This is a genomic window from Pseudomonas sp. GD03875 (genome assembly GCF_029840585.1).
Lineage (GTDB): Bacteria > Pseudomonadota > Gammaproteobacteria > Pseudomonadales > Pseudomonadaceae > Aquipseudomonas > Aquipseudomonas paralcaligenes.
Genome location: NZ_JAOCCV010000004.1, coordinates 134,656 through 159,120, shown reverse-complemented (window position 1 = coordinate 159,120; position 24,465 = coordinate 134,656). Strand labels below are relative to the sequence as shown.

The following is a 24,465-nucleotide window of genomic DNA, read 5'->3' as shown; positions in this document are numbered from 1 at the left end:
TTCTTCATACAAACCTCGCAGCTATGTGCGCTCTTTGAGAGTGAGACTGCGAGGCCGCTCGAGCCAACCACCCTCGCCATCGGGAACTATTTCCACAACACTGATTCCCGCCTCGTCAACCGCGGTCACACGCCCATGGTTTCGCCCCAGGTAGTCCCCAACCTTGACCCGGTGAACCCCTCCAGCCCCGCGAACCAGCGCATAAACACCACCATCCCTAGCGAGAGTACCGACCATTTCGAAGGTTTCTATGTTGAATCCCTCAAGGAATTGCCTGACACGCGCCTCATCCGGTTTCACTTCCTTGCTGCCCTTAGGAGCCGAAGAAAGATCAATCTTGACAGGTGGCTGGAATGGGCTACGCAATCCCGCCGCCGAATAGGTAAAAGCCTCATACGGCTGAAATTTAGGCAACGGCTCTATGGCACCTTTAGGGCGAGCCCTGACTTCATCCATAAATGCCTGAAGATCAGAAAAATCCCCTCCCCCACAACCACTTACAAGAGAGAACATGAGAAGCATGCACGCGAATTGGGCCGACCTCATTTCTTGCCCCCTTCATCGTTGTAGCGATAGGTCTTAGCCAAAACTTTCATACGCAACTTGGAGGTACTTGCAACCTCACCACTTTTGGGTTTCGGTATTTCCACATGAAAATCATGCAGTGTAACAATCCGAGGCAGACTGGCGACACCACTCACAAAAGTGGCTAGATCATGATAGCCACCCACTACCACTATCTGGATAGGAAGCTCTATATAGAACTGCTGTGCCACTTCCGGCTGCAGCTTGATTTCCTCGAACTCCAAGCCACTACCAAGCCCCGTCCTAGTAATATCTTCCAGCAGCCCCGGGACTTCTGTATCCCCAGGCAGCTGACGCAGCAGCGTACCAAACGACTCCTCCATCTCTTTCATCTGCAACTTATATACTTCTAAATTGGCAGCCTGAAATGCCTTTGAGGAGAATTGTTCTTTCAGCGTTTGCTCACCAGACCTCTGCTGATCAAGTATCGTCTGCAAATCCTTTAGATAGAAGTTGTAACCCAAAGCAAGCGCGATTATCAGCAAAAGAATACAGGTAATAACCTTGACTACTGGAGGCCAAGAGCCGAGGTTATTCAGATCCAACTCCGACAGATCTACTCGCTTAAGGGAATTAATAGACTCTGCAATGCTCATGGCTTCTTACCACCATTTTTCTTAGCCGACGCTGCCCGTTTTTTCGGAGCCTGCTTGGTTACAGGCTCGGACTCCACCGCCTCTCCGGGCTGCGTCTGTTGAACCGTCAACTGAAAGGTATTCGCTTGATCCAAGGCACCGGCTGTAGTGGCCTTGACCTCGGTAAGATTGGGCGCAGCAAGCCAATCTGATGCATCTAGATTCCGCATCAAATTAGAGACCCTATTATTGGACTCCGCAGCCCCTACGATCAGGATGCTCTTCCCTGTTCTCTTCAGCTCGGTGAAATACACACCATCCGGCAGCGTGCGCACCAGTTGGTCGAAAATCCTGCCGATGACCGGACGGTTACCCTGGAGATCCTGAATGATCTTCATCCGCTCGAGAAGCAGTTGTCGCCGCTCCTTGAGCTCACTGATTTCCTTGATACGCGCATCGAGTACCGCGATTTCCTTCTTGATGAACTCGTTGCGAGCGTTCTGATGAGCGATGGCCCGATCGAGATACTGCCCACCCAAGAAAATCAAACCGCCCGCGATGATCAGTGTTCCGAGCATGACAACGAGGAAGCGCTGCTTGCGCTCCTCGCGCAGTTGCTCCCGCCATGGAAGTAGGTTGATCCGCGCCATCAGTCGAAACTCCTCATCGCCAGACCACAGGCAATCATCAGTGACGGCGCGTCGCTAGCCAGCGCGCCGGCATTGACCTTGCCTCCAAGCGCCATATCGGCGAACGGATTGGCTACCAGCGTAGGGGTGCCAATCTTCTGCTGGATCAACCGATCGAGGTCGGGAATGGATGCGGTACCGCCGGCAAGAAGGATGTAGTCGACGTCATTGAACTGACCTGCAGCGAAGAAGAATTGCAGGGAGCGGGAAACCTGTTGCACCACAGCCTCTTTGAAGGGCTGCAGCACTTCGCTCTCGTAGTCGTCCGGAAGCCCGCCCTGCTTCTTCGCCAGCCCCGCTTCTTCCACGGACAAGCCGTAGCGACGCTGGATCTCTTCGGTCAGCTGGCGGCCGCCGAAGAGCTGCTCGCGGGTATAGATGGTGCGTCCGTTATGCAGAACGCTGAGCGTCGTCATGGTGGCGCCGATGTCGACGACTGCCACGGTCAGCTCATCGGCGTTGCCGCCCAGCTGAGAGTCGAGCAACCCGAAGGCACGCTCCAGCGCGTAGGCTTCGACATCCACGACCTTGGCCGTAAGACCCGCCAGACCGAGAGCCGCCTCGCGGACCTCGACGTTCTCCTTGCGGCAGGCCGCCAGCAGCACTTCGACGCGCTCGGAATTGCGTGCTGAGACGCCCTGTACTTCGAAGTCAATGGCCACTTCCTCGAGAGGATAGGGAATGTACTGGTCCGCCTCGATCTTCAGCTGGTTCTCCAGCTCGTCGTCGTTGAGCCCAGCTTCCATCTCGATGGTCTTGGTGATTACCGCAGAGCCGGCAACGGCCACCGCAACGGTACGCACCCCGGTCTTTGACTTGCTCAGAACACGGGAGAGCGCCTGGCCGACCCCTTCCAGTTCGGCGATGTTCTTCTCGACCACGGCATTAGGAGGGAGTGGCTCGACGGCGTAGGCCTCTACCTTGTAGCGGCTTCCGGAGCGACTCAATTCAAGGAGCTTGACCGAGGTCGAACTGATGTCGATCCCCAGAAGCGTATTCGCTTTCTTATTGAAGAGCCCTAGCACGACCGATTTCCTATCTGCATCCGAGACTTACGGACTATTTATGTTTTTCCACATTAAATAACAGTCTTGACAGAAGCGCAAATGGCTCCCCCGCAAAAAAACCGCTTATAATGTGAACAGTTTTCCCCTTTTCGCACCGCGCAACACTTAACCCATTCTTTTATCTGGAATTCCAAGAACCTTGATGCGTTTGCTGAAGTTTTTCTGGTGGTCCTGCGTCGCCGCTTTTTGCGGGATAGTGCTCAGTTTCAGCGGAGCCTTCCTCTACCTTAGCCCCGGCTTGCCCTCTGTCGACTCGCTGCGCAGCATACAGCTGCAGATTCCCCTGCGCATCTACAGCGCCGACGGCAAGCTGATTGCCGAATTCGGCGAGATGCGCCGCTCGCCGATACGTTTCGACGACATCCCTCCCGACTTCATCCGCGCGCTGCTGGCGGCCGAGGACGACAATTTCGCCAACCATTATGGCGTCGACTTCACCAGCCTGATGCGCGCTGCTACGCAGTTATTGGCAAGCGGACACATCCAGACCGGGGGCAGCACCATCACCATGCAGGTGGCGAAGAACTTCTTCCTCACCAGCGAGCGCAGCTTCTCGCGCAAGACCAATGAGATCCTGCTCGCGTTACAGATAGAGCGCGAGCTGAGCAAGAACGAGATCCTCGAGCTCTACGTCAACAAGATCTACCTGGGCAATCGCGCCTACGGCATCGAGGCCGCGGCGCAGGTGTACTACGGCAAGTCGATCCGCGACCTCAGCCTCGGCCAGCTAGCGATGATCGCCGGCCTGCCCAAGGCACCGTCTCGCTACAACCCGCTGGTCAACCCGCAGCGCAGCATGGAGCGGCGCGACTGGATCCTCGGCCGCATGTACAAGCTCGGCGCCATCGACCAGGCCCGCTACGAAGCCGCGCTGGCGGAACCGATCGAGGCCCGCCACCACGTACAGCCGGTCGAGCTCAACGCTCCCTATATCGCCGAGATGGCGCGCGCCGAGATGGTCGGCCGCTATGGAAGCGATGCCTATACCGAAGGCTTCCGCGTCACGACCACCGTCCCGTCAGCGCTGCAGGAGTCGGCCAACAAGGCCCTGCACGATGGCCTGGTGGCCTATGACCAGCGCCACGGCTTCCGCGGCCCGGAAACGCGCTTGCCCGGCCTCACCCGCGAAGCCTGGCTGCAGGAGTTGGCCAGGTACAAGAGCATCGGCGGCCTGCAACCGGCCATCGTCACCCAGGTGGAGAAAAGCGGCATCATGGTGCTGCTGCGCAATGGCGAAGAGCAGCCGGTGGCCTGGGACAGCATGAAATGGGCCCGCCCCTTCCTCAACACCAACAGCCTCGGCCCGCGCCCGCAGAAGCCCGCGGACGTCGCGCAGATCGGCGATCTGGTCCGCGTAGAACGCAATGAGGAGGACGATACGCTGTTGTTCCGCCAGATCCCCTCCGCGCAGAGCGCGCTGGTATCCCTCGACCCACAGAACGGCGCGATCCGCGCCCTGGTCGGTGGCTTCTCCTTCGAGCAGAGCAACTACAACCGCGCCGCCCAGGCCAAGCGCCAGCCGGGCTCCAGCTTCAAGCCCTTCATCTATAGTGCGGCGCTGGATGCAGGCTTCACCGCCTCCAGCCTGGTCAACGATGCACCCATCGTGTTTCAGGAGGCCGGCATGGGCGAGGCCTGGCGCCCGAAGAACGACAACAATACCTTCCTCGGCCCGATCCGCCTGCGCGAAGCCCTGTACAAGTCGCGCAACCTCGTGTCGATCCGCCTGCTGCAGACCATCGGTATCGACTACACCCTCGACTACATCAGCACCTTCGGCTTCAACCGCCAGGACCTTCCGCGCAACCTGTCCCTGGCGCTGGGCACCGCCGGCCTGACGCCACTGGAAATCGCCGGAGGCTGGAGCGCCTTCGCCAATGGCGGACGCAAGGTCCAGCCCTACCTGATCGAGCGGATCGACAGTCGCGACGGCAAACCGCTGTTCACCGCCAACCCGCCACGCACCCCGGAAAGCGCCCAGCTGGTCGAGGAGCAGAATGTCGCCCTGCGGATCGAGGAGCCCGATGCCGAAGTCCAGCAACCGGTCCTCGCCGAGCAGATCATCGACGAGCGCACCGCCTACATCATGACCAGCATGCTGCAGGACGTAATCAAGCGCGGCACCGGCCGCCGCGCCCTGGCGCTGGGTCGCAGCGACCTGGCAGGCAAGACCGGCACCACCAACGAGTCCAAGGACAGCTGGTTCTCCGGCTACAACGCCGACTACATGACCACGGTCTGGGTGGGCTTCGACCAACCGGAGAGCCTCGGGCGCAACGAGTATGGCGGCACCGTGGCCCTGCCGATCTGGATGGACTACATGGGCGCCGCCCTCAAGGACAAGCCCAACCACCTGCCGCCGGAGCCGGCTGGCCTGATCAGCCTGCGGGTCGACCCCGTGAGCGGTCGCGCGGCCTCCCCCGGCACGCCGGACGCCTACTTCGAGCTGTTCAAGAGCGAGGATTCGCCACCACCAATGAGCGAGCTGGAGCCGGGCATGGGCATCCCCGGCAGCCCGCTGCCCGCCGACGAGTCGGCTCCGATCGACCTGTTCTGATCGACGAGTGCCGGAAAACAAAAAGCCCCGCATCAGCGGGGCTTTTCGTTGTATCGGCGATCAGCCGTTGAACACATCGTCCACCGACTTCAGCGGGTAGTTCTGTGGGTAGGGCAGGGTCGCCACGCCGGTCTCGATCGCGGCCTTGGCCACGGCATCGGCCACCACGGTGATCAGGCGCACATCCATCGGCTTCGGAATGATGTATTCGCGGCCGAACTCCAGCTTGATGCCACCGTAGGCGTCACACACCTCCTGCGGAACCGGCAGCTTGGCCAGGTCGCGCAGGGCGTTGGCGGCGGCAATCTTCATCTCCTCGTTGATGCGGGTGGCGCGCACATCCAGGGCGCCGCGGAAGATGAAGGGGAAGCCCAGCACGTTGTTGACCTGGTTCGGATAGTCCGAGCGGCCGGTAGCCATGATCACGTCGTTGCGAGCGGCATGCGCCAGCTCCGGCTTGATCTCCGGGTCAGGGTTGGAGCAGGCGAACACGATCGGATCGGCCGCCATGCGCTTGAGGTCTTCCGCGCTCAGCAGGTTGGCGCCGGACAGACCGACGAACACGTCCGCGCCTTCGAGGGCGTCGGACAGGGTGCGCTTGTCGGTGGTGTGGGCGAACACCGCCTTGTACTGGTTGAGATCGTCGCGGCCGGCGTGGATCACGCCCTTGCGGTCAAGCATGAAGATGTTCTCGACCTGGGCACCCATGCTCACCAGCAGTTTCATGCAGGAAATGGCGGCGGCGCCGGCACCCAGGCAGACGATCTTGGCTTCCGGCAGCGTCTTGCCGGCGATTTCCAGCGCGTTGAGCATGCCCGCGGCGGTGACGATGGCAGTGCCGTGCTGGTCATCGTGGAACACCGGGATGTCGCACTGCTCGATCAGCGCGCGCTCGATCTCGAAGCACTCGGGCGCCTTGATGTCCTCCAGATTGATGCCACCGAAGGTGATGGAGATGCGCTTGACGGTGTCGATGAAAGCCTGCGGGCTTTCCGAGTCGACTTCGATATCGAACACGTCGATGCCGGCGAAGCGCTTGAACAGCACGCCCTTGCCTTCCATCACCGGCTTGGAGGCCAGCGGGCCGAGGTTGCCCAGGCCGAGGATCGCGGTACCGTCGGAAATCACTGCCACCAGGTTGCCCTTGCCGGTGTAGCGATAGGCCAGTTCGGCATCGCGGGCAATCTCGCGCACCGGCTCGGCCACGCCCGGGCTGTAGGCCAGGGCCAGGTCACGGGCGGTCGCGGTCGGCTTGGTCAGTTCCACGCTCAGTTTGCCCGGACGGGGCTGTGCGTGATACTCGAGAGCGGCAGTTTTCAGATCGGACATTTCGGCTATTTCCGCTTTGCTGTGAAAGGCAGGCGAGCGAGCATACGCAAGAAGGCCAAACCCCACAAGATCAGGGGTCCGAGCGGGTCAGCGGACAACCTTCAGCCAATCGCCGGGAAGTGGCTGACCAGTCGGATACAGACCATTCAGCAGGCGCAGGCGCTTCAACTTGTCGCCCTCGCCACCCATCTGCCGACTGATCTCCTCCAGGCTCTGCCCCGCCTGGTAGCGCACCAGATGCAGGCGCCATGGCTCGCCGAGCTTGCGCTCCTCGGCCTGCAGCGGGCGGATGCTGCGCACCACCGCCATGAACTGGTCGTCGGCGCTGGCCAGCGAGGTACGCCCGCTGACCGCGCCGACGACGAGGAAGGCATCGCGCTCACGGACAATCACCGCGACGCGCTTGGCGTCGCTACCACGCAGCACGCCGGTGGTCACGTCCAGGCCGCTCTGCCTGAAGCTCTGCTCGCCACTCAGGCTGAGATCGCCGATACGCTTGCGGACGTAGGCGCGCGAGTCGGTCTTCTCGCCCAGCGTCTCCAGTTTCATGACCATGAAAGCCTGCTCGTCGCCGCGGTGGACGACCAGCGAATCGGGACGGTTGATCAGCTCCCAGCCCGGAGGGAACGCAAGCGTAAAATCCAGGCCGACATGATAGAAGCGCTGCCCGCGGCGCACGCCCGCCTCGGCCGAATCGCCGAACGGCATGCCGTCGATCATCTTCAGGTAGGCGTCGCGCCCGGTATCGCCCTGCCCGTTGACCAGTGGAGTGGCCGACGCCACCACCTGGCGCAGGCGGGTGTCGTTGTCCGGGTGGGTGTCGAACAGGCCGTGGTAACCCGCCGGCGGCACTTCCTTGCCCTTGGCCTGGGCCTCTTCGCGGGCGAAGTCCTCCTGGTTCTTGAGGACCTTCACCACCTCGATCATCGCCTGCGGGTCGTAGCTGCTGCGGGCCAGGTACTGGGCGCCGAAGCCGTCGGCCTCCAGCTCCATGTCGCGGCCGTAGCCGCGCACGAAGGCGCTCCCCAGGACATTGGTCAGATCGCCGGCGGCGCTGACGCCGGTGCCGATGGCCACGGCCTGGCCAAACAAGCCCCAGGCGGTGGACTGGCTCTGCTGGCGCACGCTGTGGCGGGCGGTGACATGCCCGACCTCATGGCCGAGCACGGCGGCCAGCTCCGCCTCGGAGCCGAGATAGGCCATCAGCCCGCGGTGGATATAGATGTGCCCGCCGGGAATGGCGAAGGCGTTGATGTCCGGGGTGTCGATGACGGTGAAGCTGTAGGCGAGATTGCTGCGATGGCTGTTGCGCGCCACCCGCTCGCCCACTTGCTGGACGTAGGCCTGCAGCTTCTCGTCCGCGTAGCGCGGATATTGCCGGGCGATCTCCTGGGCGTAGTTGCGGCCCATGGCGATCTCCTGCTGCTCGCTCATCATCACGAAATCGGTGCGCCCCGTGGCCGGGTTGGTCGCACAACCGACGAGCTGGGCCAGCAGGGACAGCAGCAGGAACAGACGCAACTTCTTCATGGCAACACCTCGAGCATGGCCGCATGGGTCAGCGGCAGCATCCAGCGGGCCTGGTCCGGTTGTACGCCGCCGCGCCGGGAACGGTCAATCACCCAACCGCGCACCTCGACATCACGACCGGCCAGGCGCTGCAGGGCGGCGACGTCGAAGTGGCGCAGCAGCTTGGGCTCGACACGCAGTACCAGCGGCCCATCCATCTCGATCCACAGGCCGCCGCGATTGCGCTGCACCCGCTCGACCTTGCCGCGCACCAGGGCGAAACCGCCGCTGCGCAGGTCGAACGGTGTCACCACGGTCGCTTGCTGCCAGAGGCCCAGGCGCTGGCGACGCGCCTCGTCCTCGGCGCCGCGGTGGCAGTCCTCCAGGCCGGTGGCCGGCTGGAAAGCCACCTGGTAGCCCAGCCCCTCGGCGAGCAACTGCGCCTCCAGATTACGCCCCGCACTGTCGTACGCGTGAGCCAGGGTGCGGCCGTACTGGTCGCGCGCCCTGCTGCCGACCCGCAGGCCGACCCGTCCGTCGTTGGCCGCCACCAGCGTCTGCAGGCGCTTGCGCGCAGCCTCGGCGAAAGGCTCGGCGGGACGACCGTCCCGCGCCCGTTCCGGCGCATTGATGCCGATCAGGCGCACGCTGCGGCCATCGGCCAGGCGCAGGGTATCGCCATCCACCACCTTGGCCACGCGCAGCGGCGCCAGGCTCTCGACCAGCGGGCAGGCCGCCCGGACGGGCGAAACCAGAAAGACAGAAACGAAAAAGGCGCCCACCAGGGACGCCTTTCTCAACAACGTGGAACGAACCACGCTTCGGCTTACTTGCTGCCGAACACGCCGAAACGCTGCTTGAAGCGATCGATACGGCCGCCGGTATCCAGCATCTTCTGCTTGCCGGTGTAGAACGGGTGGCATTCGGAGCACACGTCCAGGCTCATCGGCTTGCACAGAGTCGAACGGGTCTTGATCACGTTGCCACAGCTGCAGGTTGCAACCATTTCGTCGTACTGCGGATGGATTTCGGCTTTCATCGCTTTTTCCTCGGTTGGGTGTGCCGCCACTCGACTCGCTGCCAAGTACCGCACGGAAATAGGCCGCGCACTATACCAGACCGCCACCCGCGCGCAAGCCGCCGCCAGGCCGTGGCGACGTGCGGCCGTGCTAGCATCGCCGCCTCGACCCTGGAGCCCCACGTGCCCGACACCATCCTGCGCCTCGCCCTGCCCTCGCCGCTGCGCCGCCTGTTCGACTACCGCGCCCCCGCGGGCGTGCCCCGTTCGATGCTGCAGCCCGGGGCACGCCTGCGCGTCTCGTTCGGCCGGCGCGAGGTGATCGGCGTGCTGGTGGAGCTGGCGGACAGCACCGATGTGCCGCAGGACAAGCTCAAGCCCGCCCTCGAACTGCTGGACCGCAGCCCACCGCTGCCGGCACCGCTGTTCAAGCTGTGCCTATGGACCGCGCAGTACTACCAGCACAGCCTCGGCGACACCCTGAGCTGGGCGCTGCCGGTGCTGCTGCGCCAGGGCGAACCGGCCGAGGTGCGCCAGGAGCGCTACTGGCATGTGCTCGAAGGCGCCAGCCCGGACGACCCGCGCCTGGCCCGCGCGCCGCGCCAGCGCGAGGCGCTGCGCACCCTGGCCCAGCACCACCACGGCGTGCCGCACGCCCTGCTGAGCAAGCTGCAACTGAACAAGGACAGCCTCGACCTGCTGCTGGAAAAGGGCCTGGTGCGCGTCGAGATCCGCCGCAGCGCGCCGCTGGAGCGCCACGGCGGCTGGCTGGCGCAGCCGGAGCTGCCGCTCAATGCCGAGCAGCGCGCCGCCTTCAACGCCGTGCAGTCCGGCCTGGACGGCTTCGGCGCCTATCTCCTGTACGGCGTCACCGGCAGCGGCAAGACCGAGGTCTACCTGCAGCTGATCCGGCGCTGCCTGGAGGCCGGCCGCCAGGCGCTGGTGCTGATCCCGGAGATCAACCTGGGCCCGCAGACGGTGGAACGCTTTTCCCGGCGCTTCAACGCGCGCATCGCCCTGCTCCATTCCGGGGTCAACGACCGCGAGCGCCTGGATGCCTGGCTGGCCGCCCGCGACGGCGAGGCCGACATCGTCATCGGCACCCGCTCCGCCCTGTTCACACCGCTGAAGAACCCCGGCCTGATCATCGTCGACGAAGAACACGACGCTTCCTACAAACAGCAGGAAGGTCTGCGCTACCACGCCCGCGACCTGGCCCTGGTGCGCGCCCGCCAGGAAAACCTGCCGATCGTCCTCGGTTCCGCCACGCCCTCGCTGGAGAGCCTGCACAACGCCCACGCCGGCCGCTACGCCCTGCTGCGCATCAACCAGCGCGCCGGCGGCGCGCAGCCGCCGCGCTTCCTGCGCATGGACGTGAAGAGCCTGCCGCTGGACGCCGGCATCTCCGGCCCGCTGCAACTGGCCATCGGCCAGATTCTGGCGACCGGCCAGCAGGTGCTGGTATTCCTCAACCGCCGCGGTTTCGCCCCGACCCTGCTGTGCCACGACTGCGGCTGGATCAGCCAGTGCCCGCGCTGCGACGCGCGCATGACCCTGCACCAGCGCCACAACGAACTGCGCTGCCACCATTGCGGCCACGTCGAGCGCCCGCCGCGCAACTGCCCGGACTGCCAGAAGGTCGACCTGCGCCCGGTCGGCGCCGGCACGGAACGCGCCGAGGAACGCCTGGCCCTGCTCTTCCCGCAGTACCCGGTGCTGCGCATCGACCGCGACACCACGGCGCGCAAGGGCGCCATGGACAAGCTGTTCGCCACCATCAACAAGGGCGAGCCGTGCATCCTGGTCGGCACCCAGATGCTCGCCAAGGGCCACCACTTCCCGCGCGTCACCCTGGTCGCCATCCTCGACGCCGACGGCGGCCTGTTCTCCGCCGACTTCCGCGCCAGCGAGCGCATGGCCCAGCTCATCGTGCAGGTGGCCGGACGCGCGGGACGCGCCGAAGAGCCGGGCAAGGTGATCATCCAGAGCCACCTGGCCGACCATCCGCTGCTGGTCCAGCTCACCGAGCAGGGCTACCCGGCCTTCGCCGAGCAGGCCCTCAGCGAACGGCGCGGCGCCGGCCTGCCGCCCTTCTCCCACCTGGCGCTGCTGCGCGGCGAGGCGCACAAGCCCGGGCAGGCCGAAGCCTTCCTCGACGAGGCCTGCACCTACGCCGAACAGTTGTGCGGCGAACTGAAGCTGCCCGGCATCGAACTGCTCGGCCCGGTACCGGCGCCGATGGAGCGCCGCGCCGGCCGCTACCGCGCCCAGCTGCTGCTGCAATGCGCCAGCCGCGCGCCGCTGCACAAGCTGCTGGCGCACTGGCTGCCGATCCTCGAGGCCATGCCGGGTGGCCGCGCGGTGCGCTGGTCGCTGGATGTCGATCCGATCGATCTGTTCTAGGCGACAAGCCTCAAGCAAAGCCAGGGTGCGCTTTTCAGAGCAATCAGCTGTAGCAGCGGCGTGCATAACCCAACACGCTTTCGTCCCCACGAAAGCAGGGACTCAGATACACGGTGCCAGCCCCATGGATTCCCGCCTGCGCGGGAATGACGGAATTTCCTTATCTGCCTTGTCCGTACAGGACATTCGCCGGATTACCTTGCCTGCACCATCAGGATAATCGGGTGACACGCACACCTCCCCCCGTCATCCCCGCGAGGGCGGGGATCCAGAGACACGGAGCCAAGCACTCCATGGATTACCGCCTGTGCAGGAATAACGGGATTTCCTACCTACCTTTGTCCAGATAGGCCCTTCCGATTGCCCTGCCGCACCATCGGGAGAATCGGGTGTAACAGCAACTGCACACCAACACTCCGTCGTCCCCGCGAAGGCGGGGACCCCAAGTACACACCAATGGATTCCCGCCTGCGCAGGAATGACGGGATTTTCCCTGCCTCCATCCAGGGCCTTCACCCGATTGCCCGGGCATGCTTTTCCTTGCAGCTTGTGGCTTGCAGCTTGCCGCTGCTCTTATAATGCGCAGTTTTCGACCAGCCGCGGCCGACCGAGCAGACCATGAAAGACACGATTCGCCACCTGATCCAGCAAGCACTGGCCCGCCTGACCGCCGAAGGCGTGCTGCCCGAGGGCCTGAGCCCGACGATCCAGGTGGAGAACACCAAGGACAAGAGCCACGGCGATTTCGCCAGCAACATCGCCATGATGCTGGCCAAGCCGGCCGGGCAGAAGCCGCGCGACCTGGCCGAGAAGCTGATCGCCGCGCTGCCGGCCGATGCTGGTATCAGCAAGGTGGAGATCGCCGGCCCCGGCTTCCTCAACTTCTTCCAGAACAGCGATGCCCTGGCCGAGCGCCTGGAGGCCGCACTGGCCGACGCCAGCCTGGGCGTACGCAAGAACGGCCCGGCGCAGCGCGTGGTGGTCGACCTGTCAGCGCCGAACCTGGCCAAGGAAATGCACGTCGGCCACCTGCGCTCGACCATCATCGGCGACGGCGTGGCCCGGGTGCTGGAGTTCCTCGGCGACACCGTGATCCGGCAGAACCACGTCGGCGACTGGGGCACCCAGTTCGGCATGCTGCTGGCCTACATGCAGGAAAACCCGATCGCCGCGGAAAGCGAGCTGTCCGACCTGGAAGGCTTCTACCGCGCGGCCAAGAAGCGCTTCGACGACTCCGACGAGTTCGCCGACCGCGCCCGCGAGCTGGTGGTCAAACTGCAGGCCGGCGACGCCGAGTGCCTGCGCCTGTGGAACCGCTTCAACGACATCTCCCTGTCCCACTGCCAGGCGCTCTACGACCGCCTCGGCGTCAAGCTGAGCATGGCCGACGTCAAGGGCGAGAGCGCCTACAACGACGACCTGGCCAACGTGGTCGCCGACCTGCGGGCCAAGGGCCTGCTGACCGAGGACAATGGCGCCCAGTGCGTGTTCATGGACGAGTTCAGGAACTCCGAGGGCAACCCGCTGCCGCTGATCGTGCAGAAGGCCGGCGGCGGCTACCTGTACGCCACCACCGATCTGGCCGCGACCCGCTACCGCGCCAACGTGCTCAAGGCCAACCGCGCGCTGTACTTCGTCGACCAGCGCCAGGCCCTGCACTTCCAGATGGTGTTCGCCGCGGCGCGCCTGGCCGGCTTCGTGCCCGCCGGCTTCGAGATGGAGCACATGGGCTTCGGCACCATGAACGGCCCGGACGGCCGCCCGTTCAAGACCCGCGATGGCGGCACCGTGAAACTGGTCGAGCTGCTCGACGAGGCCGAGCAGCGCGCCTACGCCCTGGTCAAGGACAAGAACCCCGAGCTCGGCGAGGACGAACTGCGCGAGATCGCCCGCGTGGTCGGCATCGCCTCGGTGAAGTACGCCGACCTGTCCAAGCACCGCACCAGCGACTACAGCTTCAACTTCGAGCTGATGCTGAGCTTCGAGGGCAACACCGCGCCCTACCTGCTGTACGCCTACACCCGTGTGGCCAGCGTGTTCCGCAAGCTGGGCAAGGGCGTGGACGAGATCGGCGGCAAGATCGCCCTGGTCGCCGAGCAGGAGCAGGCCCTGGGCGCCAAGCTGGCGCAGTTCAACGAACTGCTTGGCAGCGTCGCCGAGAAAGGCACCCCGCACCTGCTGTGCAGCTACCTGTACGACCTCGCCGGGCTGTTCTCCAGCTTCTACGAGAACTGTCCGATCCTCACCGCCGAGGACGAAGCCACCCGCGACAGCCGCCTGCGCCTGGCCGCGCTGACCGGTCGCACCCTCAAGCAGGGCCTGGAACTGCTCGGCCTGGAAACCCTGGAGCGCATGTAAGTGGCGACCAAGAAGAAGCCCGCGCCCAAGCGCGGCGCCAGCCGCTACCAGGCTCCGGCGAAGAAGCCCGTACCGGGCTGGGTCTGGCTGGTCTGCGGCCTGGTCATCGGCGGATTCTTCATGTTCCTGTTCAGCCTGGAGCCGGGCCGGGAGGACGTGAAGCGGGCCAAGCCGGAAGAGCAGAAGCGCACCGCGCCCGAGCCGCAGAAGAAGCCCCAGGTCGCTCCCGAGCCGGCCAAGCCGAAGTACGACTTCTACACCCTGCTGCCGGAATCCGAGGTCATCGTCCCGCCGGACGCCCTGCCGCCGGCCGACGCGCCCAAGCCGCCGGAACAGAAACCGGTGACGCCGGAGGAAGCCGCCAAGATCGACGCCGCCCGTGCCCAGGCCGCGCTCAACGGCGAGACCCCGCCCCCGCCGCCGGTGGTGGCCAAGGCGCCGGTCACCACCCAGTTCTTCCTGCAGGCCGGTTCGTTCCGTAAGCGCGAGGACGCCGACAAGGTGCGCGCGCAGATCCTCCTGCTCGGCCAGAACGTGCAGGTGGAGTCCGGCAAGGTCCGCGAGGAAACCTGGCACCGCGTGCTGGTCGGCCCCTACGCCAACCGCGAGCAACTGGCCGGCGCGCAGAAGCAGCTGGCCGGCAGCGGCTTCAGCAACCTGCTGTTACAGCAGCGCCAGTCCCGCTGAACCGCGTTCGACGCCCACCCGGTTGAAAAGCCGGGCCGGGCACCCCATCTGATCTCCATTCGGGCACATCGCCCCGCTGCGTGGAGATCCACCCCTTGACCACCATCGTTTCAGTCCGCCGCAACGGCAAAGTCGTCATGGGCGGCGACGGCCAGGTATCCCTCGGCAACACCGTGATGAAGGGCAACGCCAAGAAGGTCCGTCGCCTCTACCACGGCCAGGTGCTGGCCGGCTTCGCCGGCGCCACCGCAGATGCCTTCACCCTGTTCGAGCGCTTCGAGGGCCAGCTGGAGAAACACCAGGGCCACCTGGTGCGGGCCGCCGTCGAGCTGGCCAAGGACTGGCGCACCGACCGCTCGCTGAGCCGCCTGGAGGCGATGCTGGCCGTGGCCAACAAGGACGCCTCGCTGATCATCACCGGCAACGGCGACGTGGTCGAACCTGAGCACGGCCTGATCGCCATGGGCTCCGGCGGCGGCTTCGCCCAGGCCGCGGCCCTCGCGCTGCTGCAGAAGACCGAGCTGTCCGCCCGCGAAATCACCGAGGCGGCATTGAACATTGCCGGCTCCATCTGTGTCTTCACTAACCAGAACCTGACCATCGAAGAGGAAGACTGCGCTGAGTAAGCGCGGTTTCTGCTGGAGCAAGCCTGCATGTCCATGACGCCCCGCGAGATCGTTTCCGAGCTCAACCGCCACATCATCGGCCAGGACGACGCCAAGCGCGCCGTGGCCATCGCCCTGCGCAACCGCTGGCGGCGCATGCAGCTGCCGGCCGAACTGCGCCAGGAAGTGACGCCGAAGAACATCCTGATGATCGGCCCCACCGGCGTCGGCAAGACCGAGATCGCACGGCGCCTGGCCAAGCTGGCCAACGCGCCCTTCCTCAAGGTGGAAGCGACCAAGTTCACCGAGGTCGGCTACGTCGGCCGCGACGTCGAGTCGATCATCCGCGACCTGGCCGACAACGCGCTCAAGCTGCTGCGCGAACAGGAAGTGCAGAAGATGAGCCACCGCGCCGAGGACGCCGCCGAGGAGCGCATCCTCGATGCCCTGCTGCCGCCGCCGCGCGCCGGCTTCAACGAGGACCCGGCACCGAGCCAGGACTCCAACACCCGCCAGCTGTTCCGCAAGCGCCTGCGCGAAGGCCAGCTGGACGACAAGGAGATCGACATCGAGGTGGCCGAGCAGCCGGCCGGCGTCGAGATCATGACCCCGCCGGGCATGGAGGAGATGACCAGCCAGCTGCAGAACCTGTTCTCCGGCCTGACCAAGGGCAAGAAGAAGACCCGCAAGCTCAAGGTCAGGGAGGCCTTCAAGCTGGTCCGCGACGAGGAAGCCGCGCGTCTGGTCAACGAGGAAGACCTCAAGGCCCGCGCCCTTGAAGCGGTCGAGCAGCACGGCATCGTGTTCATCGACGAGATCGACAAGGTCGCCAAGCGCGCCAACGTCGGTGGCGCCGACGTGTCCCGCGAGGGCGTGCAGCGCGACCTGCTGCCGCTGATCGAGGGCTGCACCGTCAATACCAAGCTGGGCATGGTCAAGACCGACCACATCCTGTTCATCGCCTCGGGCGCCTTCCACCTGGCCAAGCCCAGCGACCTGGTGCCGGAGCTGCAGGGGCGCCTGCCGATCCGCGTCGAGCTGAAGGCGCTGTCGCCACAGGACTTCGAGCGCATCCTCACCGAACCCCACGCGGCGCTGACCGAGCAGTACAGCGAACTGCTCAAGACCGAGGGGCTGAATATCGAGTTCGCCGCCGACGGCATCAAGCGCATCGCCGAGATCGCCTGGCAGGTCAACGAGAAGACCGAGAACATCGGCGCCCGCCGCCTGCACACCCTGCTCGAGCGCCTGCTGGAGGAGGTCTCCTTCAGCGCCGGCGACCTGGCCGGCCAGCAGAACGGCGAGCCGATCCGCATCGACGCCGACTACGTCAACGGCCACCTGGGCGAACTGGCCCAGGACGAGGATCTGTCGCGCTACATTCTCTGATGCGCGCGCGGGGTGGATAATGCGTTATCCACCCCGCTTCAGGACTCCCCGCGATGCGCATGCCCACCGCCATCAAACTGCACAAGGCCTCCCGCACCCTGGAGCTGGTCTATGGTGACGAGCGCTACAGCCTCGGCGCCGAATTCCTGCGCGTGCATTCACCCTCGGCCGAGGTGCAGGGCCACGGCCGGCCCATCCTCCAGCACGGCAAGCAGGGCGTGGCGCTGGAGCGCGTCGAGCCGGCCGGCAACTACGCACTGAAACTGTGCTTCGACGATGGCCACGACAGCGGCCTCTACACCTGGGACTACCTCTACCAGCTCGCCACCCGTCAGGACACGCTGTGGGCCGACTACCTGCACGAACTCGAGCAGGCCGGCAAATCCCGCGATCCGAACGAGTCGGTCGTCAGACTGATGCTCTAGCTCCGCTCGCGATCGCTCTGTCTCGCACCTCCGCCATATCCACGTCACACCTAGGGCGCATTTTCTAATCGTGCCCGGCATACTCCCGCGCGCCGCGCATTCGGTACTCGCGAACTTGCGCAAAAATGGAAACTCGGGTAACCAAGGAACTGGCAGGTTCCATGCATTTGCCCAGCGCAAATGCGAAGAAAGCGCGGAGTTGGCTCCGCACCCGGTAAACCCGAGCAGTACCAGCCCTTCGCCCTGTGCCGTCACACAGCTGCAGTTGGTATTCGTCTCAGGACAATGGAGCGTCGTAGATGACCCAAAAGAATAATGATGACCTGCATCGCCAAGCCTCGGAAAACACCTTGGGCCTGAACCCGGTGATCGGCTTGCGCGGCAAGGATCTACTCACTTCTGCCCGGATGGTGCTGGCTCAGGCCATCAAGCAACCCTTTCACAGCGCCAAGCACGTCACCCACTTCGCCCTCGAGCTGAAGAACGTGGTGCTCGGCCAGTCCACCCTTGCCCCCGACGCCGACGACCGCCGCTTCAGCGACCCGGCCTGGAGCCAGAACCCGCTGTACCGCCGCTACCTGCAGACCTACCTGGCCTGGCGCAAGGAACTGCACGAGTGGATCGAGGACAGCAACCTCTCCGAACAGGACGCCAGCCGCGGCCACTTCGTCATCAACCTGATGACCGAAGCCATGGCGCCGACCAACAGCATGGCCCACCCGGCGGCCGTGAAACGCTTCTTCGAAACCGGCGGCAAGAGCCTGCTCGACGGCCTCTCCCACCTGGCCAAGGACATCGTCAACAACGGCGGCATGCCCAGCCAGGTGAAGATGGACGCCTTCGAGGTCGGCAAGAACCTGGCCACCAGCGAAGGCGCGGTGATCTTCCGCAACGACCTGCTGGAGCTGATCCAGTACAAGCCCATCACCGAGCAGGTGCACGAGCGCCCGCTGCTGGTGGTGCCGCCGCAGATCAACAAGTTCTACGTGTTCGACCTGTCGCCGGAGAAGAGCGTCGCCCGCTTCCTCCTGCGCAACGGCGTGCAGACCTTCGTGGTGAGCTGGCGCAACCCGACCAAGGCGCAGCGCGAGTGGGGCCTGTCGACCTACATCGAGGCACTCAAGGAAGCCGTCGACGTGGTCACCGCCATCACCGGCAGCAAGGACGTCAACCTGCTCGGCGCCTGCTCCGGCGGCATCACCATCTCTTCGCTGCTCGGCCACTACGCCGCCACCGGCGAGCAGAAGGTCAACTCGATGACCCTGCTGGTCAGCGTGCTCGACACCAAGCTGGACACCCAGGTCGCCCTGTTCGCCGACGAGAAGACCCTCGAAGCCGCCAAGCGCCGCTCCTACCAGTCCGGCGTGCTGGAAGGCAAGGACATGGCGAAAGTCTTCGCCTGGATGCGCCCCAACGACCTGATCTGGAACTACTGGGTCAACAACTACCTGCTGGGCAACGAGCCGCCGGTGTTCGACATCCTCTACTGGAACAACGACACCACCCGCCTGCCCGCCGCCCTGCACGGCGACCTGATCGAGCTGTTCAAGACCAACCCCCTGACCCGCGCCGGCGCCCTGGAGGTCTGCGGCACGCCGATCGACCTCAAGCAGGTCACCAGCGACATCTATTGCGTGGCCGGCACCACCGACCACATCACCCCTTGGGAAGCCTGCTACAAGTCCTCGCTGCTGTTCGGCGGCAAGGTCGAGTTCGTGCTCTCCAACAGCGGCCACATCCAGAGCATCCTCAACCCGCCGGGCAACCCCAAGGCGCGCTTCTCCACCAACAGCGAGCAGGCCGCGACCTCCAAGCAGTGGCTGGAACATGCGACCAAGCACGCCGACTCCTGGTGGCTGCACTGGCAGCAATGGCTGGCCGAACGCTCGGGCAAGCTGAAGAAGGCGCCCACCAGCCTGGGCAACAAGGCCCACGCGCCGGGCGAAGCCTCGCCGGGGACCTACGTGCACGAACGCTGAAACCGGCAACGCTGCACCTTGCGCAGTACTGCCCGCGGCACCCGGACGTGCCGCACGCCGCCCAGGCCAGTGGCCCGGGCGGCGCCCGCCAAGCGGCGGGAGACTGGCGAGCGGCCCCGGAAGGTCGCTCTCCGCTGATCCATGTATAGGGCCTAGTGCATGCCGCAACCTTTCGTATTTCGCACCATCGAGCTGGATGGCCAGACCATCCGCACCGCGGTCCGCCCGGGCAGCAGCAGCCTGACGCCCTTGCTGATCTTCAACGGCATCGGCGCCAACCTCGAGCTGGTCATGCCCTTCGTCCGCGCGCTCGACCCGGACCTGGAGGTGATCGCCTTCGATGTCCCCGGTGTCGGCGGCTCGTCGACACCGTCCACACCCTACCGTTTCCCCGGCCTGGCCAAGCTGGCCGCACGCATGCTCGACTACCTGGACTACGGCCAGGTCAACGCCATTGGCGTCTCCTGGGGCGGCGCGCTGGCGCAACAGTTCGCCCACGACTACCCGGAACGCTGCAAGAAGCTGGTGCTGGCCGCCACCTCGGCCGGCGCCGTGATGGTGCCGGGCAAGCCCAAGGTGCTCTGGCGCATGGCCAGCCCGCGGCGCTACATCCAGCCGTCCTACGGCGTGCACATCGCACCGGACATCTACGGCGGTGCCTTCCGCCGCGATCCCAAGCTGGCCCTGGCGCATGCCAGCAAGGTGCGTTCCGGCGGCAAGATGGGCTACTACTGGCAGCTGTTCGCCGGCCTCGGCTGGACCAGCATCCACTGGCTGCATCGCATTCGCCAGCCTACCCTGGTACTGGCCGGCGACGATGACCCGCTCATCCCGCTGGTCAACATGCGCCTGCTCGCCTGGCGCATCCCCAACTCGGAACTTCACGTCATCGACGACGGTCACCTATTCCTCGTGACGCGCGCCGAAGCGGTGGCGCCTATCATCATGAAATTCCTCCAGGAGGAACGGCAACGCGCGGTGATGCATCCGCAGCCACAGCCCGTTCGCAGTCACTGATCGCCCGACTCCGGCACGCTTCGCCCCCGAACGGGGCATGCCGGACAGGGATGATTTTTGCGCGGCAGTCTGGAATGCTCTCCGGCGCGCCTTGGTACAAGCCTTGCTGTCACCGGATGTGACAGTTCGACGACGGAGCCTGCCCTCATGCGAGACAAGACTGCACCGGGATCCATGCCGGTCCCCGCACACTTCATGAACGCGCAAAGCGCGATGGTCGGCCTGCGCGGCCGCGATCTCTTTTCCACGCTGCGCAACCTGGCGTTCCAAGGACTGCGCCAACCGGTGCACAGCACGCGACACCTGCTGTCGTTCGGCAGACAACTGGGCCGGGTGATGCTCGGCGACACACCGCACCAGCCCAACCCGCAGGACCAGCGCTTCGCCGACCCCACCTGGCACCTCAACCCCTTCTACCGACGCACCCTGCAGGCCTACCTGGCCTGGCAGAAGCAGCTCAAGGCCTGGATCGACGAGAGCGACCTATCGCCGGACGACCGCACTCGCGCGCACTTCCTGTTCGCCCTGCTCAACGACGCCCTGGCGCCCACCAACACCCTGCTCAACCCGCTGGCGCTCAAGGAGCTGTTCAACAGCGGCGGCAGCAGCGCGGTGCGTGGCCTGCGCCACATGCTCGACGACTTGCTGCACAACAGCGGCATGCCACGGCAGGTCAACAAGCAGGCCTTCGAGATCGGCCGCAACCTGGCCACCACCCCGGGCTCGGTGGTGTTCCGCTGCGAGCTGTTCGAACTGATCCACTACAAGCCGATGAGCGAGAAGCAGTACCAGCGCCCGCTGCTGGTGGTGCCGCCGCAGATCAACAAGTTCTACATCTTCGACCTCAGCCCGGAGAAGAGCTTCATCCAGTACTGCCTGAAGAACGGCCTGCAGTTGTTCATGATCAGCTGGCGCAACCCGGATGCACGCCACCGCGAATGGGGCCTGTCGAGCTACGTCCAGGCGGTGGACGACGCCACCGAGGTGTGCCGCGCGATCACCGGCAGCAAGGAAGTGAACCTGCTGGGCGCCTGCGCCGGCGGCCTGACCATCGCCGCACTGCAGGGCCACCTGCAGGCCAAGCGCCAGTTGCGCAAGGTCGGTTGCGCCACCTACCTGGTCAGCCTGATGGACGCCCAGGTGGAAAGCCCGGCAATGCTGTTCGCCGACGAGCAGACCCTGGAGTCGGCCAAGCGCCGCTCCTACCAGAGCGGCGTGCTGGACGGCCGCGACATGGCCCGGGTGTTCGCCTGGATGCGCCCCAACGACCTGATCTGGAACTACTGGGTCAACAACTACCTGATGGGCAAGGAGCCGCCGGCCTTCGACATCCTCTACTGGAACAACGACAACACCCGCCTGCCGGCCGCGTTGCACGGCGACCTGCTCGACCTGTTCAAGCACAACCCGTTGACCCGCAGTGGCGGCCTGGAGGTGTGCGGCACGCCGATCGACCTGTCCAAGGTCAACCTGGACAGCTTCAGCGTCGCCGGCATCAACGACCACATCACCCCCTGGGACACGGTCTACCGCTCCGCCCTGCTGCTGGGCGGCAACAGCCGCTTCATCCTGTCCAACAGCGGGCACATCCAGAGCATCCTCAACCCGCCGGGCAACCCCAAGGCCAACTACTTCGAGAACGGCAAGCTGACCAGCGACCCACGCGCCTGGTACTACGACGCGGAGAAGAAGGAAGGCAGCTGGTGGCCGCAGTGGCTGGAATGGATCCAGCAGCGCTCGGGTGAACAGCGCGAGACCATCTTCAGCGTCGGCAGCAACAAGTACCCGGCCATGGAAGCAGCGCCCGGCATCTACGTGCATGTTCGCTGAGCCGCCGACAAAGCACTGGCCGAGCGACCGCCCGGCCAGTTATCGTCGCTGCTCCGGCGGCCAGAACAAGATCATGGAATGAAGACCCGCGACCGCATCCTCGAATGTGCCCTGCAGCTGTTCAACGAGCAGGGCGAACCGAACGTCTCGACCCTCGAGATCGCCACCGAGATGGGCATCAGCCCGGGCAACCTCTATTACCACTTCCATGGCAAGGAGCCGCTGGTGATGGAGCTGTTCGAGCGCTTCCAGAGCGAACTGGCACCGCTGCTCGACCCGCCCGCGGAGGCCGAACTGGGCGCCGAAGACTACTGGCTGTTCCTGCACCTGATCGTCGAGCGGCTGGCCCAGTACCGGTTCCTGTTCCAGGACCTGTCCAACCTCTCCGGCCGCCTGCCCAAGCTGGCCCGCGGCATCCGCCAGTGGCTCAACCTGCTCAAGCGCACCCTGGCCAGCCTGCTGGCGCGGCTCAAGGCCCAGGACCAGCTGCGCAGCGACACCGAGGCGCTCGGCCAGCTGGTCGAGCAGATCACCCTGACCCTGCTGTTCTCCCTGGACTACCAGCGCATCCTCGGCGCGGATGGCGAAGTGCGGCTGGTGGTATTCCAGGTGATGATGCTGGTCGCCCCGCACCTCACCGACGGATCGCGCCACGCCGCCGAACGCATCGCCCGCCGCTATCTGGAAGCCTGAGGCCTGAAATGCAAACGCCCGGCACTGGGCCGGGCGTTTGCACATCCTGAAAGAATCAGGACGGTGTTGCGGGCGTCGCTGGTGCGGCGGCCGGAGCTGCCGGTGCAGCAGCCGGAGCCGGTGCCGGAGCAGCGGGCTTGGCGGCAGCGGCCGGTTTGGCGGCCGGCTTCGGCGCAGCGGGTTTCTTCACCGCCGGCTTCTTCGCGGCAGCCGGCTTGGCGGCCGGTTTCGCAGCGGGCTTGGCCGCAGGCTTTGCGGCAGCTTTCGCCACCGGTTTGGCCGCAGGCTTCGCTGCCGGCTTGGCAGCCGCTTTCGCAGCAGGCTTGGCGGCGGGTTTGGCCGCAGGCTTGACGGCCGGCTTCGCGGCAGCGGGCTTGACCGACTTCACCGAAACGCCGGTGAGCTTCTCGATCTGCTTGGTCAGGCTGTCGACCTTGGTCTGCAGCGCCTTCACCTCATTGCGGCTGGGCACGCCCAGACGGGAGATGGCGCTGTTCAGGCGCTTGTCGAAGGCCTCTTCCAGCTCGTTCCACTTGCCCAGGGCCTTGCCCTTGACCTCGTCGACCTTCGACTTGGCCGAACCGACGGTGGTGCCGACGCTGGACTTGACCACGTCCAGTTGCTTGTCGACTTCGGTCTTGGCCTTCTTCTCGGCCTTCTCGCCATCCTTGACCAGGCCGTCGAACAGCTTGTTGCCGTCCTTGCTGATCTTGGAATAGGCGCCGAGGCCGGCCAGCCAGATCTGCCGCGAGTAGTTCTCGATCTCGCCGATCCAGGAATTGCTTTCCTTCTTGGCAGCCGGCTTCTTCACTGCCGGTTTTGCCGCCGGTTTTACCGCGGTAGTTTTCTTAACAGCCATCCTGCTCTCCTTATTGGGTACGCGCCACTCGCTCAAGCAAAGCATTCAACTCGTCCAGCTTAGCAGAGAGTGCCTCAACATCCTGCTTGGAGGGAATACCCAGGCGGTTGAGCGCGCTGGCGACACGATTGTCGAAGGCCTTCTCGATCTTGTCGAATTGCACTTCGACCTTGCCTTTGACTTCGGAAACGCTGTTTTTGACGGTCTTGATCTGAGTTTCGATCTGGCTGTTGGCGGCATCGACCTGCTCGTTCACCAGTTTCTTGCCTTGCTTCTCGACGCCTTCGCCGGCCTTGACCAGCTCCTTGAAGTAGTCGACACCCTCGGCACCGGCCTTAGCATAGGCACCCAGGCCCGCCAGCCATACCCGGCGGGCATAGGCTTTGACATCGGTGAGAACGGTAGCTTTGTCTTCGACTTTCGCGACTACGGCTTTCTTCTTGGCGGCAACTTTAGTGGCCATGGTGCACCTCACGTTCAAAGTGATGGACTGGTCGTCCCTTTCCAGGACGTGAGCGCAAGGTAGTGGGAAAAATTAGAAATCACATACTAGGGGCGCGGCACTTCAGGCCTGGAGGTGCTTGTCGAGGGTCTCCTCGATCTCGCGGCGGATGGTGCCGCCGAGCGCGGACAGCAGCAGGCCGAGCTTCAGCTCCACGCGCACGCTGTCGGCGGCCACGTCGATATGGCCATCGGCGCCGCTGCGCTTGAACTGCAGGCTGTCGCCGTTCCAGCGGTATTTCACGTCGTACTCGCTGGCCAGGCGCTGGGCCAGCGCCTCGGCCTTCTTGCGGGCGGCGGCGAGGCCCAGGCAGTGGGTGCGTTCGACGGTGATGCGGGACATGGGCGACTCCTGCTGCGACCTTGTGTCACGCGACTATATCAGCTCCG

The 24,465-nt window shown here is 64.8% G+C and carries 22 protein-coding genes; 11 read left to right on the top strand and 11 right to left on the bottom strand.

The features are described 5' to 3' along the window. Positions 1-21 precede the first annotated feature (21 nt). Genes pilP through N5D30_RS05045 form a run of 4 tightly spaced genes read right to left on the bottom strand, consistent with a single transcriptional unit; the run spans position 22 to position 2,874 of the window. Positions 22-546, bottom strand: a complete 525-nt coding sequence (pilP, locus tag N5D30_RS05060) for a type 4a pilus biogenesis lipoprotein PilP (RefSeq protein ID WP_279907986.1) — start codon at positions 544-546, stop codon at positions 22-24. Beyond that, positions 543-1,181 carry a type 4a pilus biogenesis protein PilO gene (gene pilO / locus N5D30_RS05055; RefSeq protein WP_279907985.1) on the bottom strand — a complete coding sequence of 213 codons (639 nt, stop codon included), beginning with the start codon at positions 1,179-1,181 and terminating at the stop codon, positions 543-545. The genes pilP and pilO overlap by 4 nt, the downstream gene beginning before the upstream one ends. Beyond that, positions 1,178-1,810, bottom strand: a complete 633-nt coding sequence (locus N5D30_RS05050) for a PilN domain-containing protein (protein ID WP_279907982.1) — start codon at positions 1,808-1,810, stop codon at positions 1,178-1,180. Before N5D30_RS05050 ends, pilO begins: the two co-directional genes overlap by 4 nt. Beyond that, positions 1,810-2,874 carry a pilus assembly protein PilM gene (locus tag N5D30_RS05045; RefSeq protein ID WP_220816118.1) on the bottom strand — a complete coding sequence of 355 codons (1,065 nt, stop codon included), beginning with the start codon at positions 2,872-2,874 and terminating at the stop codon, positions 1,810-1,812. Before N5D30_RS05045 ends, N5D30_RS05050 begins: the two co-directional genes overlap by 1 nt. 181 nt (positions 2,875-3,055) lie before the next feature. On the opposite strand from N5D30_RS05045, the gene N5D30_RS05040 reads away from it, so the two are divergent. Then, a complete protein-coding gene (locus N5D30_RS05040; protein ID WP_279907980.1) occupies positions 3,056-5,473 on the top strand; it encodes a penicillin-binding protein 1A in 2,418 nt (805 codons plus the stop codon). A 60-nt stretch (positions 5,474-5,533) separates the two neighbouring features. On the opposite strand, the gene N5D30_RS05035 is transcribed toward N5D30_RS05040, so the two are convergent. The 4 genes from N5D30_RS05035 to rpmE all read right to left on the bottom strand — a co-directional run bounded on the left by N5D30_RS05035 (position 5,534) and on the right by rpmE (position 9,350). Further along, a complete protein-coding gene (locus N5D30_RS05035; RefSeq protein ID WP_220816120.1) occupies positions 5,534-6,802 on the bottom strand; it encodes a malic enzyme-like NAD(P)-binding protein in 1,269 nt (422 codons plus the stop codon). 87 nt (positions 6,803-6,889) lie between these two features. Continuing rightward, positions 6,890-8,332, bottom strand: coding sequence for a M48 family metalloprotease (locus N5D30_RS05030; protein ID WP_279907979.1), 1,443 nt, complete (start codon positions 8,330-8,332; stop codon positions 6,890-6,892). Then, complete coding sequence (locus N5D30_RS05025; protein WP_279907978.1) at positions 8,329-9,129, bottom strand: thermonuclease family protein; 801 nt, start codon at positions 9,127-9,129, stop codon at positions 8,329-8,331. The genes N5D30_RS05030 and N5D30_RS05025 overlap by 4 nt, the downstream gene beginning before the upstream one ends. 8 nt (positions 9,130-9,137) lie before the next feature. Beyond that, positions 9,138-9,350, bottom strand: a complete 213-nt coding sequence (gene rpmE, locus N5D30_RS05020) for a 50S ribosomal protein L31 (protein ID WP_220816123.1) — start codon at positions 9,348-9,350, stop codon at positions 9,138-9,140. A 162-nt stretch (positions 9,351-9,512) separates the two neighbouring features. On the opposite strand from rpmE, the gene N5D30_RS05015 reads away from it, so the two are divergent. From N5D30_RS05015 to N5D30_RS04970, 10 genes are all read left to right on the top strand, one after another. Further along, positions 9,513-11,732 carry a primosomal protein N' gene (locus N5D30_RS05015; RefSeq protein WP_279907977.1) on the top strand — a complete coding sequence of 740 codons (2,220 nt, stop codon included), beginning with the start codon at positions 9,513-9,515 and terminating at the stop codon, positions 11,730-11,732. 618 nt (positions 11,733-12,350) lie between these two features. Then, a complete protein-coding gene (argS, locus tag N5D30_RS05010) occupies positions 12,351-14,090 on the top strand; it encodes an arginine--tRNA ligase (RefSeq protein ID WP_279907976.1) in 1,740 nt (579 codons plus the stop codon). Further along, on the top strand, positions 14,091-14,777 hold the full coding sequence (locus N5D30_RS05005; RefSeq protein WP_279907975.1) for an SPOR domain-containing protein: 687 nt from the start codon (positions 14,091-14,093) through the stop codon (positions 14,775-14,777). It abuts the gene before it with no gap. A gap of 95 nt (positions 14,778-14,872) precedes the next feature. Continuing rightward, positions 14,873-15,403, top strand: a complete 531-nt coding sequence (hslV, locus tag N5D30_RS05000; RefSeq protein ID WP_043311127.1) for an ATP-dependent protease subunit HslV — start codon at positions 14,873-14,875, stop codon at positions 15,401-15,403. 27 nt (positions 15,404-15,430) lie between these two features. Next, positions 15,431-16,771, top strand: coding sequence for an ATP-dependent protease ATPase subunit HslU (gene hslU / locus N5D30_RS04995; protein ID WP_220816128.1), 1,341 nt, complete (start codon positions 15,431-15,433; stop codon positions 16,769-16,771). Between the two features lie 53 nt (positions 16,772-16,824). Beyond that, positions 16,825-17,196, top strand: coding sequence for a DUF971 domain-containing protein (locus N5D30_RS04990; RefSeq protein ID WP_279907973.1), 372 nt, complete (start codon positions 16,825-16,827; stop codon positions 17,194-17,196). A gap of 299 nt (positions 17,197-17,495) precedes the next feature. Beyond that, positions 17,496-19,175, top strand: a complete 1,680-nt coding sequence (phaC, locus tag N5D30_RS04985; protein ID WP_279901791.1) for a class II poly(R)-hydroxyalkanoic acid synthase — start codon at positions 17,496-17,498, stop codon at positions 19,173-19,175. 159 nt (positions 19,176-19,334) lie between these two features. After that, entirely contained in the window at positions 19,335-20,192 is an 858-nt protein-coding gene (phaZ, locus tag N5D30_RS04980; protein WP_220816131.1) for a poly(3-hydroxyalkanoate) depolymerase, read from the top strand. Between the two features lie 147 nt (positions 20,193-20,339). Further along, positions 20,340-22,022 carry a class II poly(R)-hydroxyalkanoic acid synthase gene (gene phaC / locus N5D30_RS04975; RefSeq protein WP_279907972.1) on the top strand — a complete coding sequence of 561 codons (1,683 nt, stop codon included), beginning with the start codon at positions 20,340-20,342 and terminating at the stop codon, positions 22,020-22,022. A gap of 78 nt (positions 22,023-22,100) precedes the next feature. After that, the gene (locus N5D30_RS04970; RefSeq protein WP_279907971.1) at positions 22,101-22,715 is read left to right on the top strand and encodes a TetR/AcrR family transcriptional regulator; all 615 of its coding nucleotides are present in this window, start codon (positions 22,101-22,103) and stop codon (positions 22,713-22,715) included. Positions 22,716-22,770: 55 nt separating this feature from the next. Here N5D30_RS04970 and N5D30_RS04965 read toward each other — a convergent pair whose 3' ends face one another. From N5D30_RS04965 to N5D30_RS04955, 3 genes are all read right to left on the bottom strand, one after another. Then, positions 22,771-23,574 carry a phasin family protein gene (locus tag N5D30_RS04965; protein WP_220816169.1) on the bottom strand — a complete coding sequence of 268 codons (804 nt, stop codon included), beginning with the start codon at positions 23,572-23,574 and terminating at the stop codon, positions 22,771-22,773. A gap of 10 nt (positions 23,575-23,584) precedes the next feature. Further along, entirely contained in the window at positions 23,585-24,037 is a 453-nt protein-coding gene (locus tag N5D30_RS04960) for a phasin family protein (protein WP_220816134.1), read from the bottom strand. Between the two features lie 102 nt (positions 24,038-24,139). Further along, on the bottom strand, positions 24,140-24,418 hold the full coding sequence (locus tag N5D30_RS04955; RefSeq protein WP_279907970.1) for a polyhydroxyalkanoic acid system family protein: 279 nt from the start codon (positions 24,416-24,418) through the stop codon (positions 24,140-24,142). Between the last annotated feature and the right edge of the window lie 47 nt (positions 24,419-24,465).